The sequence below is a fragment of the Mycobacterium helveticum genome, assembly GCF_007714205.1.
GTDB classification, from domain to species: Bacteria; Actinomycetota; Actinomycetes; order Mycobacteriales; family Mycobacteriaceae; genus Mycobacterium; species Mycobacterium helveticum.
In genome coordinates, this window is the sequence record NZ_VMQU01000027.1 from 1 (window position 1) to 15,326 (window position 15,326).

Annotated in this window: 8 protein-coding genes and 7 pseudogenes; 12 read left to right on the forward strand and 3 right to left on the reverse strand. The window is 59.7% G+C overall.

The annotated features are described in order from the left end of the window. Nucleotides 1-237: 237 nt before the first annotated feature. The 3 pseudogenes from FPZ47_RS08560 to FPZ47_RS08570 all read left to right on the forward strand — a co-directional run. Nucleotides 238-1,118, forward strand: a pseudogene (locus FPZ47_RS08560) (DDE-type integrase/transposase/recombinase); the annotation flags it as partial. A gap of 223 nt (nucleotides 1,119-1,341) precedes the next feature. Next, nucleotides 1,342-2,217 (forward strand): annotated as a pseudogene (locus FPZ47_RS29320) (IS110 family transposase); the annotation flags it as partial. Between the two features lie 210 nt (nucleotides 2,218-2,427). Then, nucleotides 2,428-2,641, forward strand: a pseudogene (locus tag FPZ47_RS08570) (integrase core domain-containing protein); the annotation flags it as partial. A 42-nt stretch (nucleotides 2,642-2,683) separates the two neighbouring features. On the opposite strand, the pseudogene FPZ47_RS08575 reads toward FPZ47_RS08570, so the two are convergent. Next, nucleotides 2,684-2,998 (reverse strand): annotated as a pseudogene (locus tag FPZ47_RS08575) (transposase); the annotation flags it as partial. 190 nt (nucleotides 2,999-3,188) lie between these two features. Between FPZ47_RS08575 and FPZ47_RS30600 the strand changes: the two are divergent. The 9 genes and pseudogenes from FPZ47_RS30600 to FPZ47_RS08620 form a co-directional block, all read left to right on the forward strand. Then, nucleotides 3,189-3,550: pseudogene (locus tag FPZ47_RS30600) on the forward strand (metal-dependent hydrolase); the annotation flags it as partial. Nucleotides 3,551-4,056: 506 nt separating this feature from the next. Beyond that, on the forward strand, nucleotides 4,057-4,770 hold the full coding sequence (locus FPZ47_RS08585; RefSeq protein WP_085981747.1) for an MlaE family ABC transporter permease: 714 nt from the start codon (nucleotides 4,057-4,059) through the stop codon (nucleotides 4,768-4,770). Between the two features lie 110 nt (nucleotides 4,771-4,880). Next, nucleotides 4,881-5,642 carry an ABC transporter permease gene (locus FPZ47_RS08590; RefSeq protein WP_371869965.1) on the forward strand — a complete coding sequence of 254 codons (762 nt, stop codon included), beginning with the start codon at nucleotides 4,881-4,883 and terminating at the stop codon, nucleotides 5,640-5,642. Nucleotides 5,643-5,648: 6 nt separating this feature from the next. Next, on the forward strand, nucleotides 5,649-6,866 hold the full coding sequence (locus tag FPZ47_RS08595) for an MCE family protein (protein WP_007172259.1): 1,218 nt from the start codon (nucleotides 5,649-5,651) through the stop codon (nucleotides 6,864-6,866). Beyond that, nucleotides 6,863-7,906: an MCE family protein gene (locus FPZ47_RS08600; protein WP_007172260.1), complete on the forward strand. Its 1,044-nt coding sequence runs from the start codon at nucleotides 6,863-6,865 to the stop codon at nucleotides 7,904-7,906. Before FPZ47_RS08595 ends, FPZ47_RS08600 begins: the two co-directional genes overlap by 4 nt. Beyond that, entirely contained in the window at nucleotides 7,903-9,468 is a 1,566-nt protein-coding gene (locus tag FPZ47_RS08605) for a virulence factor Mce family protein (RefSeq protein ID WP_007172261.1), read from the forward strand. Before FPZ47_RS08600 ends, FPZ47_RS08605 begins: the two co-directional genes overlap by 4 nt. Beyond that, nucleotides 9,465-10,979, forward strand: coding sequence for a virulence factor Mce family protein (locus tag FPZ47_RS08610; RefSeq protein WP_007172262.1), 1,515 nt, complete (start codon nucleotides 9,465-9,467; stop codon nucleotides 10,977-10,979). Before FPZ47_RS08605 ends, FPZ47_RS08610 begins: the two co-directional genes overlap by 4 nt. Nucleotides 10,980-10,981: 2 nt before the next feature. Further along, nucleotides 10,982-12,109 carry a virulence factor Mce family protein gene (locus FPZ47_RS08615; RefSeq protein ID WP_033721559.1) on the forward strand — a complete coding sequence of 376 codons (1,128 nt, stop codon included), beginning with the start codon at nucleotides 10,982-10,984 and terminating at the stop codon, nucleotides 12,107-12,109. A gap of 5 nt (nucleotides 12,110-12,114) precedes the next feature. Then, a complete protein-coding gene (locus FPZ47_RS08620; protein ID WP_007172264.1) occupies nucleotides 12,115-13,659 on the forward strand; it encodes an MCE family protein in 1,545 nt (514 codons plus the stop codon). On the opposite strand, the pseudogene FPZ47_RS08625 reads toward FPZ47_RS08620, so the two are convergent. Then, nucleotides 13,659-13,808, reverse strand: a pseudogene (locus FPZ47_RS08625) (IS3 family transposase); the annotation flags it as partial. The gene FPZ47_RS08620 and the pseudogene FPZ47_RS08625 sit on opposite strands and share 1 nt — an antisense overlap. A gap of 65 nt (nucleotides 13,809-13,873) precedes the next feature. Beyond that, a pseudogene (locus tag FPZ47_RS08630) lies at nucleotides 13,874-15,092 on the reverse strand (ISL3 family transposase). Nucleotides 15,093-15,326 lie beyond the last annotated feature (234 nt).

Below are 15,326 nucleotides of genomic sequence, written 5' to 3' on the forward strand. Positions count from 1 at the left end.
ATCAGCCCAGAACTCAGTCGATCCCCGGAAGCCGTCAGCCAGCCCGACGAGCTCCATGCGGCCATCAGCACGGACCCTCGGCACGGGCGCGGGGCTCTCGGTTCCCAACCAGCGCGCCAACGCGATGACCGATGCCCACGTTTCCATGACAACTGTTTTGGACCGTGAAAGAGTTGGCATGCGCGTTCAACCGCCCCGGCATGTCTGGAGACTCCATTTCTTGGAAAGGATGGAGTCATGTCAGGTGGTTTGTCGAGGAGGTACCAGCCAGAGCTGCGGGAGCGGGCGGTGCGGATGGACGCGGAGATCAGCGATCAGCACGATTCGGAGTGGGCAGCGACCAGTGAGATCGCCGGGCTACTTGGTGTTGGCACGGCCGAGGCGGTGCGCAAGTGGGTGCGCCAGGCTCAGATCGATGCGGCGCACGCGGGGATCACGACCGAAGAGTCCTCCGAGCTAAAACGACTGCGGCGAGAGAACGCCGAATTCGGAAGGACCAATGCGATTTTCAAGACGGCGTCGGCTTTCTCCGCGGCCGAGCTCGACCTGCCAACACACTAATCACCCAGTTCATCGCCGATCATCACGGTCACCGCGATGGCCCTGATGGTTTGCGGTGGGGTGTCGAGTCGATCTGCACACAGCTGACCGAGCTGGGTATGCCGATCGCCCCATCGACCTATTACGACCACATCAACCGCGAGCCCAGCCGCCGCGAACGCCGTGACGACGAACTCAAAGAACAGATCAGCCGGCTCTACGCCGCCAACTACGGCGTGTACGGTGCCCACAAGGTGTGGCTGGCGCTCAACCGCGAGGGCACTCCAGTGGCCAGATGCACCGTCGAGCAGGGTTTGCCTACGTCGCTTTCGCCACCGACGCCTACGCGCGGCGGGATGCTGGGCTGGCGGGTCGCTTCCACGATGGCCACCTCGATGGTCCTCGATGCGATCGAGCAAGCCATCTAGAACCGTCAACAAGAAGGTGTACTGATCTCAAAGACGTTGTCCACCAGACGGATCGGGGATCGCAGTCAATACACCTCGATCAGGTTCAGCGAACGGCACGCAGAAGCGGGCATCCAGTCCTCGGTCCGAGCGGTCGGCAGCTCCTATGACTGTGAGAATGTTGGCGGCTGTCTGGTCGCCTGACTCGTGTTATGACTGACCCAGCGGTATGGGTGTCCTGGCTGTTGATCTGTCGTCCAACGGGCGGTCGTTCCACCTCGTGCTGACCGAGCGGGCAGTGACCTCATAGAAGCCTGACCACACCAGGTCCCATCGCAGTCCCGTCACCCGACCGGCCAGCCTCAACAACCCGCTGAAGGTCGCAATGACAAGCATGGCAACCACACCTCGCCGCGGTCGAGTCGTGATCGGTGTTGATACCCACAAGTTCGTTCATGTCGCCGCCGCGTTCGACGACTTCGGCGCGGTGCTTGACACCGGAACGTTCCAAGCCGACCGCGCCGGCTATGCCGAGCTGATCGAATGGGCTAGCCACCCGGGCCACATCCTGACCTTCGCCATCGAAGGCACCGGCTCCTACGGAGCCGGCCTGACCGCAGCCGTGCGTCGCAGCGACATCGGTGTCGTGGAGGTAATGCGCACCGACCGGCGCGACCGGCGGCTGCGCGGCAAGTCCGACTTCCTGGACGCCGAAAACGCCGCCCGTGCCGTGCTTGGTAGCCATGCCACCGCCACCCCGAAGACCGCCGATGACACCGTGGATATGATCCGACAGATCAAAATCGCCAAAAATATTGCGGTCAAAGCCCGTTCGGCAGCGATGATCTCGCTGAAGACGGTCATCGTTAACGCCCCAGACGAGCTGCGTGAACAACTGCAGCCCTTGTCCAAGATGGCCCTAATCCGCCGCTACGCCGGCCTGAGGCCAGCTGGCATCAGCACGGTCGAAGCCGCAACCAAGCACACCCTGCGCTCGATCGCCCGCCGCTGGCAGCATCTCAACGAGGAGATCACTGAACACGAGAAACTACTCGCCCAATTGGTCACCGAGATCGCGCCAGAGTTGACCGCAGCATTCGGCATCGGCGCCGACACCGCCGCCGAGATGCTCATCGTCGCCGGCGACAACCCCGACCGGATCCGTATTGAAGCCGCGTGGACCAAGCTGTGCGGCGTGTGCCCGATCCCAGCCTCCACCGGCAAAACCGTTCGCCACCTGCTCAACTGGGATGGCCACCGCCAGGCTAATGCGGCGATCTACCGCACCGTCATCGTGGGCATGCAACACCATCAACCCACCCAGGCGTACCTCGCAAGACGCACCGCCGAAGGCAAGTCCAAGGCCGAAATCATCCGGTGCTTAAAACGCTTCCTTGCCCGTGAGATATGGGCCTCGTGCATCCACTGCGCACCACTCCACAAGCCGAAAAACCAGCCGCTTGACGGATATAGGAGCATCAATGCACTAGCCGAGACGGTCAACGGCCTGTACAAGACCGAGCTGATCAAGCCCGGCAAGCCCTGGCGCTCCATCAAGGACGTCGAGCTGGCCACCGCACGGCGGATCGACTGGTTCAACCACCGTCGCCTCTACGAATACTGCGGCGATATCCCCACCAGTTGAACTCGAAGCCGCCTATTGCACTCCACGCCAGAGACCAGCCGCTGGCTGAAATCTCACATCAGAAAGTCTCCGGACTCACCGGGGCGATTCAGGTGGCGGACAGATCCCTGCCGCCGAACGCGGCGACTTCGTCTTGCCACTGGGCGGTCAGCCGGGTAATCGTGGCTGCCGACAACCCGGCCCCCGACCCAGGAACTGCTCCAGGGCTCCGGCCTGAAATCCCCGCTGGATCGCCCATGCAGGTACAGCAACGGCAACACCTCGGCCATCTGCGGCGACTTACGCGCTTACGCCGGCACGATCGTCGACGAGAACCGCTGCCGCTCAACGGTATCGGGATCAATACGTTTGTCATTGACCCGCGGGGCCTGCACCTTGACCGCCCCCCCGCGGTCAGCACGTCGCGGGGCTAGCGTTGCGCACCCTGTCGCTTCGCAGTACTGTAACGCCCGACACCCTGTACTGTCAGTATCCGAAACTAGAAGTTCGGGGAAAAGGTAACCTTCGTGGTCGACGGGGGCACAGGCTAGATATATAGGGGGTCGTGACCACTATGAGTGCACCGAGTGGGGTCTCGGTATCCGAGGACTCGGCGGATATGTTTCTCGGTGGGGGGAGGGCAGCAACTATTATCGTGGATGACGACATCATCTTCAGCCACTTTCTGGCGAACTTGTCGGGGTCGTTCCCGCCGGGGGAGGAGTTGTTCATTCGGTCGGTGCGCCGGTTTGCCGATGAGGTCACCGATCCTGGGTTGAAGAAGCGGGTGGCCGGGTTTATCGGTCAGGAATCGGTGCATGGCCAGCAGCATCGGGCGCTCAATGACAAGCTCGTTGACATGGGGTATCCGATTGGGTGGTGGGATTCCGAAAAGTTTGTTGATTGGGTGAAACGCATCGAGGAGGTGCTGCCGGCCCGGATTCCGCTGGCGGTGACAGCAGCCGCAGAACACTTCACCGTGGGTTCGCGACCTATGGATGACCCGGTGATCACGGCCAGAGTCATTCTCGTCGAAGACGTCCGGGATCAGACCTTTTCCAGCGTTGGGAGCTGGCGGCGTGTTTTCGCAGATGCCATTTCAATTCGGCAAAAGGCCGTGCTGAGAGGCCGTTCCAATGGTTTGAGTTCATCGTCCAAGTTGCGGTTTTTGATGCAGATGTCGACCCTGCCAACCATCGCAGCTTCTTCGTCCCTGGCGGCGCTAAGCATCTTCACGCTCAACGTGTTGTTGTGCAACGTCGGCACAACGGACATCTCTGGCGCGAGCGATGGGTTGAGCGCTACCACCCAGTATGGTCTGCTGGTCACGGTTTCGGCGGTCGCGCTGTACGTTGATCGGCTGCTGCAGCGCGACGCACGTGGTGCTGTTGTCGAGGGGCATCGGTGACGGCATCCAACGGTTTGTCGGTATACCTTCGTGAACAACTGCGGAAACCGCTAGGGCAGGTGGCCAGCTTCACTCAGATGTGTGTGCTAACCGGCAAGGCGCTTGCACGTCCGTTCCAATGGCGCGAATTCATCCTACAGGGTTGGTTTCTACTCGGTGTGTCGTTCCTGCCAACCGTTATGGTCGCAATTCCGCTCACCGTGCTAATCATCTTTACGCTGAATATCTTATTGGCCGAATTTGGGGCCGCCGACGTCTCCGGCGCTGGGGCTGCGCTCGGCGCCGTCACTCAACTGGGCCCCCTTGTGACGGTGCTCGTGGTCGCTGGCGCAGGTTCTACTGCGATTTGTGCGGATTTGGGCGCTAGGACTATTCGCGAGGAGATCGATGCGATGGAGGTGTTGGGCATCGACCCGATTCATCGACTGGTAGTTCCCAGGGTGGTTGCATCGACCATTGTAGCCCTGCTGCTCAATGGCGCGGTGATCAGTATCGGGCTGGTCGGCGGGTTCTTGTTCGGTGTGTATATCCAGAATGTTTCGGCCGGCGCATACGTTTCGACCCTAACCTTGATTACTGGATTGCCCGAGGTGCTGATCTCGATTGTGAAGGCCACCTTATTCGGGCTTATTGCCGGGCTGGTGGGTTGCTACCGCGGGTTGACAGCCGGCGGGGGAGCCAAAGGGGTGGGCACAGCAGTCAACGAAACGTTGGTTCTTGCGGTGGTCGCATTATTTGCGGTCAACGTGGTGCTGACTACCATTGGTGTGCGGTTCGGAACGGGGCGTTGAGATTGGCTTCCCCGACGGTCGTGCAATCACGTTTCCCACGCGCTTGGAAGCTAGGCGCCGGATGGGTCGGCGCTCCTGGCCGTGCGCTCGACGCCTCTGGTGATGTCGCGCTGTTCGTCGGCGAAGTGCTCCGTTATCTCGGGTTTACCCTAAAGAATTACCGAAAGGAAGTCTTGCGCCTGATCGCCGAGATCGGCATGGGCACTGGCGCAATGGCCGCCGTCGGCGGCACGGTGGCGATCATCGGCTTTGTGACGCTATCGGCCGGTTCGCTGATTGCGATTCAAGGGTTCGCCTCGCTAGGCAATATCGGCGTTGAGGCGTTCACCGGTTTCTTCGCCGCGCTAGCGAATGTGCGTGTGGTGGCGCCAATCGTAACTGGCACTGCTTTAGCCGCGACCGTCGGGGCCGGTGCTACAGCGCAATTGGGCGCCATGCGGATCAGCGAGGAGATTGATGCGCTTGAGGTGATGGGAATCAAATCAGTTTCGTATTTGGTATCTACCCGAGTTATTGGCGCCTTCATCGTCACTATCCCACTATATTCGGTCGCGGTCCTCCTCTCGTTCTTTTCCGCCCAGCTGGTGACAACTTTGTTCTATGCGCAATCAATCGGAACGTATGACCATTACTTCAACACTTTCCTGAGGGTTAACGACTTCTGGTACTCTCTTGCGGAGACGGTCGCCATTTCGGCAGTCGTGATGTTGAACCACTGCTACTACGGATACAACGCCAGCGGCGGTCCGGTTGGAGTCGGCGTGGCAGTCGGGAGATCGATGCGCGCATCGCTAATCGCCATCGTAATGGTCGTGCTAATGGCTTCGTTAGCGATTTACGGCGTCAACCCCAACTTCAATCTCACGGTGTAAATTATTATGGCAACCACAAGCAAGCGGCTACGGCGACTTATTTCGGTCCGAAAGTTAGCGGGGCTGGCTTTGTGGCTCATCACCGCGGTCGTGCTGATCGTCGTCTGGGTCCAGTTCCGGGGTGGCTTCACACCCAAGATAACCTTAACAGCATTGGCTAGCCGGTCGGGTTTGGTCTTGGATCGGGGGGCGAAAGTCACTTACAACGGGGTGGAGATCGGCCGGGTGGGCAGCATCAGCGAGGTGGAGCGTGACGGAAAGCCGGCGGCCAAGCTGCTGCTGGAAATTGCGCCAAAATACGCCGGGCTGATCGCGCTAAACGTAAATGCCGAAATTACAGCCACCACGGTGTTTGGCAACAAGTACGTGTCGTTGAGTTCGCCCAAACAACCTGTGGCCCGGAAGGTTACACCGGCTGACATAATTGTGGTGAGGTCGGAAACAACGGAGTTTAACACGTTGTTCGAGACGGTCATGCAGATTTCAGAGAAGGTGGATCCGGTCAAGGTGAACTTAACGCTTTCGGCGGTGGCTGCAGCGTTAAATGGGCAAGGCGATAAATTCGGGGCTTCGATCATCAATGGAAACACCATACTCGATGACATCAACCCGCAGATGCCTCAAATCCGCCATGATATTCAACGGTTGGCGGATTTAGCCGATATCTACGGGGATGCCTCGCCGGATCTTTGGAGCGCCCTCGATAACGCAGTCACCACGGCGCGTACCTTCAACCAGCAAAAGAAGGATCTGGACGCCGCACTCTTGGCCGCGGTGGGGGTTGGAAACACCGGTGCCGACATCATTGACCAGAGCAGATCGGACCTGCAGCATGCGGTCAGCGACCTGGTGCCGGTGACTCAACTGCTTGACACCTACAGTCCGGAGCTTTACTGCCTTTTTCACCATGGCGCTAATGTGCTACCGAAAGTGACGGATGGGGAGAGCGGCAACGGTTACTCGGTAAGGTTAACAGGCACGATCTTGGGAGGAACAAATGCGTACGTCTATCCTGACAACTTGCCGCGAGTGAATGCTCACGGCGGACCGGGCGGGAAACCGGGATGCTGGAAGACCATTACCCGCGATCTGTGGCCTGCTCCGTACTTGGTAACGGATAGCGGTTCCAGCATCGCGCCATACACCCACTTTGGAATCCCGCAACCGCAGGCCAATGAATACGTGTGGGGCCGCCAGTGGGGGGAGAACACGATCAACCCATGAAAAAAATCACCGCTACGGCAGTGAAGTTTAGTACTGCCGTATTAACTTTAATTGCCGTGACGGTCATCATTGTCGTGGTGTTCGCCCAGTTGCGCTTTAACAAGACCTCCAGCTACACGGCCGAATTCAGTACTGCGAGCGGCTTGCGCGCCGGCCAGTTTGTCCGTGCCTCCGGGGTGGAGATCGGCAAAGTAAGCAGCGTACGGATCACGGAGGGCGGTCATCGGGTGCGTGTGGACTTCGAAGTAGACCGTTCGGTGCCGCTTTATCAGTCGACGACCGCGTCCATTCGCTATGCCGACCTACTTGGGCAGCGCTACGTAGAACTTAAGCGCGGCGACGGTGAAGGGATGGATCGGGTGTTGCCGCCGGGTGGGTTTATCCCGCTGTCACGTACGGAGCCAGCCCTGGATTTAGATGCACTGATCGGTGGTTTCAAGCCGGTGTTTCGCGCGCTCGATCCCGACAAAGTCAATACGATTGCGACCGCGATCGTCACTGTGTTTCAGGGCCAAGGTGGCACGATCAACGATATCTTGGACCAGACGGCGCAACTAACCGCGCAGATCGCTGGACGTGACCAGGCAATCGGTGAAGTCATCTCAAACCTTAACGTCGTGCTAGAGACCACGGTCAAGCATCGCAAGGAATTCGACCAAACGATCGACAACGTCGATAAGTTGATCACCGGGTTGAGCAATCAAGCCGATCCGCTCGCGGCCAATGTCGCGCACATCGGTAATGTGGCCGGCACGCTGGCGGATCTGTTGTCAGACAATCGGCCACTGCTGCAGAAGGCCGTTGGCTATGTGCAGAATACCCTCCAACCGCTAATTGACCGGCTCGACTACGTCGACGGGGTGTTACGGGACGCCCCACAATCTGCGAAGCGTGTCGCGGGTATCGGGGGGCTTTATGGCGACTTCTTCAATTTCTACGCGTGCGACGTCACGCTGAAGGTTGATGGCCTGCAGCCTGGCGGGCCCGTCCGTACCGTGAAGCTTTGGAGTCAGCCGACGGGGAGGTGCACTCCGAAGTGAGAACCCTTCAAGCAATCAATCCGTATCGGATGGGGGCGATGGGAATCATCGTTGCAGCGGTGGTGACCGGAGTAGGGCAAAGCTTCACCAGCATTCCGATGTTGTTTGCCCAGGCAACCTATTACGGAGAGTTCAAAGACACAGGCGGGCTGAACAAGGGCGATAAAGTTCGCATCGCTGGGGTAAATGTCGGCGAAGTGCAGGGATTTACGATCAATGGCAACCATGTAGTCATGAAGTTTTCCATCGGCTCCAATACAATCGGATCTAAAAGCCGTCTTGCGATCCGTACCGATACCATCCTGGGGAAGAAAGTGCTCGAGATCGATCCCCAAGGCTCCCGCGTGCTCCAACCAAATGCGACACTCCCGCTTGGGCAAACCACCAGCCCGTACCAGATCTACGACGCGTTCTTCGACGTCACGAAGGCGGCTACCGGCTGGGACATCAATACAGTCAAACGCTCCCTGAATGTGCTGTCGCAGACAGTTGAGCAGACTTACCCGCATCTGAGTGCAGCACTGGATGGTGTGGCCAAGTTCTCTGACACGCTAGGGAAACGCGACGAGCAAATCCAACGGCTGCTTGCTGACGCTAGGAAGGTGGCAAGCATACTCGGTGATCGCAGCAAGCAAATCGATCGGATTTTGGTTAACACGCAGATCGTTCTGGCGGCGTTCAACGAGCGCAAGAGTGCCATCGACGGCTTGCTGGGCAATATCGCCGCCGTTTCCGCCCAGTTGAAGGGTTTGATCGATGACAACCCGAATCTGCATAACGTTGTCGAGCAATTGAGGACGATTAGCGATCTGCTACTCAAACACAAAAAAGATCTCGTCGAGTGGGCGCCTAACGTAAGCTATTATGCGTCGGCTTTGGCGGAGTCGGTAGCGTCGGGTCCCTACTTTAAGGTGGCTCTGCTGAATCTTGCACCTTTTTGGATGACTCAGCCTTGGGTCGACGCGGCGTTCAAGAAACGTGGGATCGACCCTGAACAATTCTGGCGCAGCGCTGGTTTGCCCGCCTACCAGTTCCCCGATCCTAACGGCACCCGGTTTCCCAATGGCGCGCCACCGCCAGCTCCGCCGGTAAGGGAGGGCACCCCGGACCATCCAGGACCGGCGGTTCCGCCAGGCGCGTCGTGCGCTTACACCCCCGCAGAGGACGGTTTGCCGCGGCCATGGAACCCGCTTCCCTGCATGGGTTTGGGCGCCGGCCCTTTCGGTGGCCCGTCGACGATCGCGCCGTTTGACGTCCAAACGTCACCTCCCGACCCTAATGGGCTGCCACCAACACCCGGTATCCCGATTGCCGGACGACCTGACGAGCCCCCGCCGAATGTGCCAGGCACTCCGGTGCGGCTTCCCGTAAAAGCTCCACCAGGCGCGCGTACCGAGAACCTGGCGCCGGCCGGCCCGACATCACCGCCGTCGACCTTCGCGCCAGGACTCCCCCCGGGACCACCATTCCCGCCGGGCCCGGGCCCGCAGCTGCCGGGCCCATTCATCACCCCGGGCGGAACAGGAGGCAGCGGCGCTGCGACGGGAGGCAGCCAGAATTGAGTACTGTTTTCGATATACGCAAAATTCAACTCCCGAAGTTTTCGCGAACTGCAATCATCGTTGGGTCCTTGGTGATACTGCTGGCGTCTATTACGACGCTGGCTGCTCGGGATTTCTACGAAAAAATGACCAATAACACGGTGGTTGCGTATTTCCCGGAGGCAAACGCGCTTTATGTCGGGGACAAGGTCCAGATAATGGGTGTGCGAGTGGGCGCGATCGACAAGGTCGAGCCGTCGGGTGACAAGATGAAGGTGACTTTCCACTACGAGAAAAAATACAAAGTGCCCGCTGACGCCTCTGCGGTGATCCTCAATCCCGCGCTGGTCGCCTCGCGCGTCATTCAGCTGGAACCGCCCTATGAAGGCGGCCCATCGCTAGGAAATCATGCGGTGATCCCCATCGAACGAACACAGGTGCCGGTGGAATGGGATCAGTTGCGCAATGGTATCACGGACATTATCTCGAAGCTGGGACCTACGCCCGAGCAGCCCAAGGGGCCTTTCGGCGAAGTCATCGAATCTTTCGCGGACGGCTTGGCCGGCAAAGGCAAAGAGATCAACAGTACTTTGACCGGGCTTTCGCAAGCGTTGACCGCGCTAAATGACGGGCGTGCCGATTTCTTTGCCGTGCTGCGCAGCATGGCCTTATTCGTCAACGCGCTATATAAAGATGATCGGAATTTCGTCGCTTTAAATAAGGACCTCGCCGTATTTACCAGTTCACTTACCAGCTCAGATCCCGGGCTTGCGAAGGCACTGCAACAGGTAGACGATATGCTTCCCGCATTGCGAAAGCTTCTAGCGGACAATCGTGATGGGCTAACCCACGACATCAACACCCTCGCCGATGTGACCACCGCGCTGGTTCAACCCGAGCCGCTGAATGCGCTTGAAACGGCGCTGCATGTCTTCCCCCATTTTGCCGCCAACGCCCTCGCAATCTATGAGCCGGCGCACGGCGCGCTGACAGGTGCAATAGCCCTGCCAAACTTTGCCAACCCATTGCAGTTCATCTGCAGCGCGATGCAGGCCGGCAGCCGTATGGGATACCAAGAGTCTGCCGAACTGTGCGCACAATACTTGACGCCGGTTTTGGATGCGATCAAGTTCAATGGACCCCCGGCTGGCATCAACCTGTACCAAACTCCTGCTGTACTGCCCAAACATATCGCATATTCCGAGCCTCGGTTACAGCCTCCGCCGGGGTTCAAGGACACCACGGTCCCCGGGATTTGGGCGCCGGACTCGCCGTTGTCACATGGTAACCACGAGCCCGGCTGGGTCGTAGCGCCCGGTGAGCAAGGCCTCACAGTGGGACCGGCTACCGAAAGCTTGCTGACACCGGACTCGCTCGCTGAGCTGATGGGAGGCCCGGACACGACACCGCCGCCATCAAGGTTTCAGACGCCGCCGGGGCCGCCCAACGCCTATTCCAATATGGGTCCACCGCCGCCGGGCCCGCCACCCGCCGCTGACGCAGCATCAGTCGCGACAGGATCCGGCCAGTGAGCATGCGGGCGGGAATGTCACGGTTCGTGGCGCTATTTGCGGCCGCTACAGTACTTACCTCGTGTGCTAGCTGGCGAGGTATCGCTAATGTGCCACTGCCTGGTGGCCCGGGAAGCGAATCCGGCTCTTATACGATTTATGTGCAGATGCCGGAAACGCTGGCTTTGAATGCCAATAGTCGGGTACGCGTCGCCGACGTTTTTGTCGGCAGGGTACGCGCAATCGGCCTGAAAAACTGGATCGCGACGTTGACCTTGGATCTAGAAAAGGGCGTCAAGCTACCGAAGAACGCCACCGCGAAGATCGGGCAGACCAGCCTGCTCGGCTCACAGCATGTGGAGCTGGCGTCGCCAGCCAACCCATCACCGCAACTATTGAAGAACGGCGACATCATCCCGCTGCAGAATGCGTCCGCCTATCCCACCACCGAGCGGGTCCTGGCCAGTTTTGCCGCGGTGCTGCGCGGTGGCGGCATCCCTAACGTCGAAGTGATCGCAAGTGAAGTCCGTAACATGCTGACTGGGCGGGCCGATCAGATACATGATTTCCTCAAGAAGCTCGACACCTTCACCGCCCGACTAAACGAGCAACGTGATGACATCACTCGCGCTATCGACTCCACAGACCGGCTGTTGACTTATGTAGCCAAGCAATCAGACACCCTGGACCACGTTCTCACCGAGTTTCCCCCATTGGCAAAGCATTTCGCTGAACAACGACAGCCGTTCCTCGATGCGACCAATGCGTTGGGCCGGTTTAGCGACGTCCTCAATCAGACCTTGACGGCGGCGCGTCCCGACTTGGATAAAGACGTGCGCCAACTGCAGCGTCCCCTGAAACAACTCAGCCGGGCTTCGATGGATCTGGTCGAGACGCTAAAGATTGCCTTGACCCTCCCGTTCAGCGCCGACGCCATCCCGAAGGTGGTACACGGCGACTCAATGAATGTTTCGATAACCTTGGACCTCACCTTGAGTGCAATCGATAATGCGCTCCTCACCGGAACCGGGTTCTCCGGCGCACTGCGAGCGCTTGAGCAATCGTGGGGCCGCGATCCGAACACCATGCTTCCCGATGTCAGGTTCGCACCCAACCCCGCCGACGAACCCCCCGAGCGTGACGAGGAGTAGGCAGCATGTTGACTCGACGCCTTCGCCTTCAGCTAACCGTGTTCACTATCGTCACGATGCTCGCCATGAGCGTTCTTGGGTGGCATTATCTGAGGTTGCCGAGCGTCGTTGGGATGGGCCAGTACAGTTTGGAGGTGGATTTACCCACGTCGGGAGGGCTTTATCCCACTGCAAACGTCACCTACCGCGGAATCACCGTGGGAAAGGTAACTCGGGTAGAGCCGACCGAACAAGGAGTTCGGGCCACATTGCGTATCAGCGACCAGTACAAAATCCCAATTGACTCCTCGGCGAACGTGCATTCGGTGTCGGCGGTCGGCGAACAATACATAGACCTAGTATCCGCGCAGAATCCGGCCAAGTATTTCTCGCCCGGTCAGACCATCACTAACAGCACGGTGCCTAAACGAATTGGCCCGACCCTGGATACCGTTAACCATACATTGGACGTCCTGCCCAAAGACAAGATCGCCGGACTACTCGATGAGACAGCTCAAGCGGTCGGCGGCCTGGGCCCAGCCCTGCAGCGGCTAGTCGACTCGACCCAATCGATCGTTGGGGATTTCAAAACAAACCTTAGCGACGTCAACGATATCGTCCAAAACGCAGCACCGATCATCGACAGCCAGGCCAACTCGCGTGATCCCATCGAGCGGTGGGCGCACAACTTAAATACTCTCGACGCGCAGGCCGCGGAAAAGGACAAACAGCTCAAGAGCATCCTGGGCCAGGTTGCGCCGACCGCCGATCAGATTAAAGCCGTGCTCGGCGACGTTCGCGAAACTTTGCCGCAGACCCTAGCAAATGTTGCGATTGTGGCCGATCTGCTCAAGCGGTACAACAAGAATGTAGAGCAATTGCTGGTCATACTTCCGCAAATTCCCGCATTCGGTGAGACAGTGACCGCTGCTTACCCACATACGTTTTCTCTTTCGTTCCAAACGCCAATAAATATGACCCCTGCTTGCCTGACGGGGTTCTTGCCGGCATCGCAATGGCGATCCTTTGTGGACGAGACTCCCGGGCTTTTGACCACGCGATACTGCAAGATTCCGATGGAGGCACAAAACGCGGTCCGCGGCGCGCGTAATTATCCCTGTGTCGATGTTCCCGGCAAGCGCGCGGCCACGCCGCGCGAATGCCGCAGCAAAGAGCCGTATGTCCCGCTGGGGACCAATCCTTGGTACGGGGATCCGAACCAGATTCTAAGCTGCCCCGCACCTGCGGCGCGCTGTGATCAGCCGGTGAAACCCGGCTTGGTCATACCGGCTCCGTCGGTCGATACCGGCATCAATCCGCTTCCTTCCGACCGGGTGACGGGGACGCCTCCTCCACGAAGCGATCCACTGCAACGGCCAGGTTCTGGGAGCGTCCAGTGCAACGGTCAGCAGCCGAACCCGTGCATTTACATTCCTAGCGGTGCTGCAGCTATCTATAGTCCGCAAAGCGGCGAGTTCCTAGGGCCCGATGGCGTCAAATACACCATCGAAGATTCGGCCAAAATAGGAGACGACGGTTGGAAGGAGATGTTAGGACCTCAACCTCGGTGAAGCGGCCGCCCATCGGTGGTGACATCGAACTGGAAGTCGACCGCCCACACCCGGTTGGCCGCATCGGCGACCGTGGTCGGCGCGGTGGAACTGCCGCGGCGGTTGCGTCGTCACCGCTGCGGTACGCGCAGTCCTTCTTCACGCCAAAGCGGCTCTTCGTAATTCAGAGTGCGTTGACGAGTGAGTGCAGGGCTCCGCTGTGCAGCAGTGAGCGTCATCGGTAGTGGGTTAGGTTTCTGAATCCCAGCGCGTTGCGGCGCAGTGCTTCCAGTCGGCCGTTGATCGCTTCGGTGGGGCCGTTGAGGCGTGGTGGTCGAAGAAGGCCAGGATGTCGTTGCGGCGGCGCCATAGAGTGCGGCCGAGTTGGGCCAGTTCCTCGAGCTCGTCGGGGACGCCATGGCGCAGGGTGTTGATGATCGTGGTCATCATGGTTTTGCCGCGGCGGCGGTCGGGGTGGGCGTAGGCGGCGATCAGGCGTTGGTAGAAGCTCCAGCACAGTTGGACCGCGAGGTGGGCCTCATCGGTGAAAACGGCTTCCAGTCGGGCTTTTTGGTGCGCATTGAGCAGCGGATAGCGGGTGCGCAACGTGCCCCGCACAAGGTAAGCGGGTCACCCGTGCGGCCGCGGTGCCCGCATGTCTGTTGTTGGATGCGCTGGCGGCACAGGTCGAGCTTGGCGCCGGCCAGCGCGACGACATGGAAGGGGTCCATGACCGCGGTGGCCTCAGGCAGCTGATCTGTCGCCGCGGTCTTGTAGCCGCCGAACCCGTCCATCGCCACGACCTGCACCTGTTCGCGAAACGCTTAGCTCTGCTCAGACAGCCAGCTGCTCAAGGCGGCTGCCGAACGTCCGGGGACCAGGTCGAGCAGCCGCGCACGGCCGGTGCCATCGAGCACGGGAGTCAGGTCGATGATGACGGTGACGTAGCCCTCTGAGTCGGGTCGACGCACATGTGACCAGCGATGCTCATCAACCCCGATGACCCGCACGCCGTCGAGTCGGCCGGTGTCGTTGGCCACGATCAGCTGGGTGGCGTCCATGGCGATGGTGTTGACAGTGTCCCAGGACAGGCCGAGCTCGCGGGCGACCGCGGCGACGGTGGCGTGGTCGATCATCAGCCGGTGACAGATGTAGCGGGCGCATCTGCGGGTGGTCGACCATCCTGGCCGCGCTAGCGCAGAGGTGTTGTGGGCGAACACTTCCCGCTCACAGGCGGTGTCGACACAGCGGTAGCGCGGCACCCGCAGGCGAAGTGGATGCCCGACCACCGGCACATCAGTCACGTTGCGGATCACAGTGTCACGGTTGACGTCTCGACGGCAGCCCGGACAATGCCGCTGGCCATCATCGAGCAAGTTGCAAAACACCACCGTGGCCTCGCCGTCGACAGCAGCATCGGTGATCGTCACCCCAAGTTCGACCGTGCGCACGATCGTGTCGGCAACAACAGCAGCAGAACAAGACGTAGGCTCGGACACAGGACTCCCCAGAAGGCAGACGACAAAGGTGTAGGAACCTGCATCCTCTGCCCGCCGCCCGTATTAGCTCACCGACACGACCCAATCAACAAGTCGCCGCAGCGTTTACCTGCACTCCATTTCCGGAAGAGCCGGCAAACGGTTCGCTGACCCCCAGCCGGCACCGACGATCAGAACGGTCGATTGATC

What these genes read in the sequence shown, in the direction of transcription:
- FPZ47_RS08585 (WP_085981747.1), top strand. Translation starts at nt 4,057, where the DNA reads ATGTGTGTGCTAACCGGCAAGGCGCTTGCACGTCCGTTCCAATGGCGC.
- FPZ47_RS08615 (WP_033721559.1), top strand. Translation starts at nt 10,982, where the DNA reads ATGCGGGCGGGAATGTCACGGTTCGTGGCGCTATTTGCGGCCGCTACA.
- FPZ47_RS08595 (WP_007172259.1), top strand. Translation starts at nt 5,649, where the DNA reads ATGGCAACCACAAGCAAGCGGCTACGGCGACTTATTTCGGTCCGAAAG.
- FPZ47_RS08600 (WP_007172260.1), top strand. Translation starts at nt 6,863, where the DNA reads ATGAAAAAAATCACCGCTACGGCAGTGAAGTTTAGTACTGCCGTATTA.
- FPZ47_RS08620 (WP_007172264.1), top strand. Translation starts at nt 12,115, where the DNA reads ATGTTGACTCGACGCCTTCGCCTTCAGCTAACCGTGTTCACTATCGTC.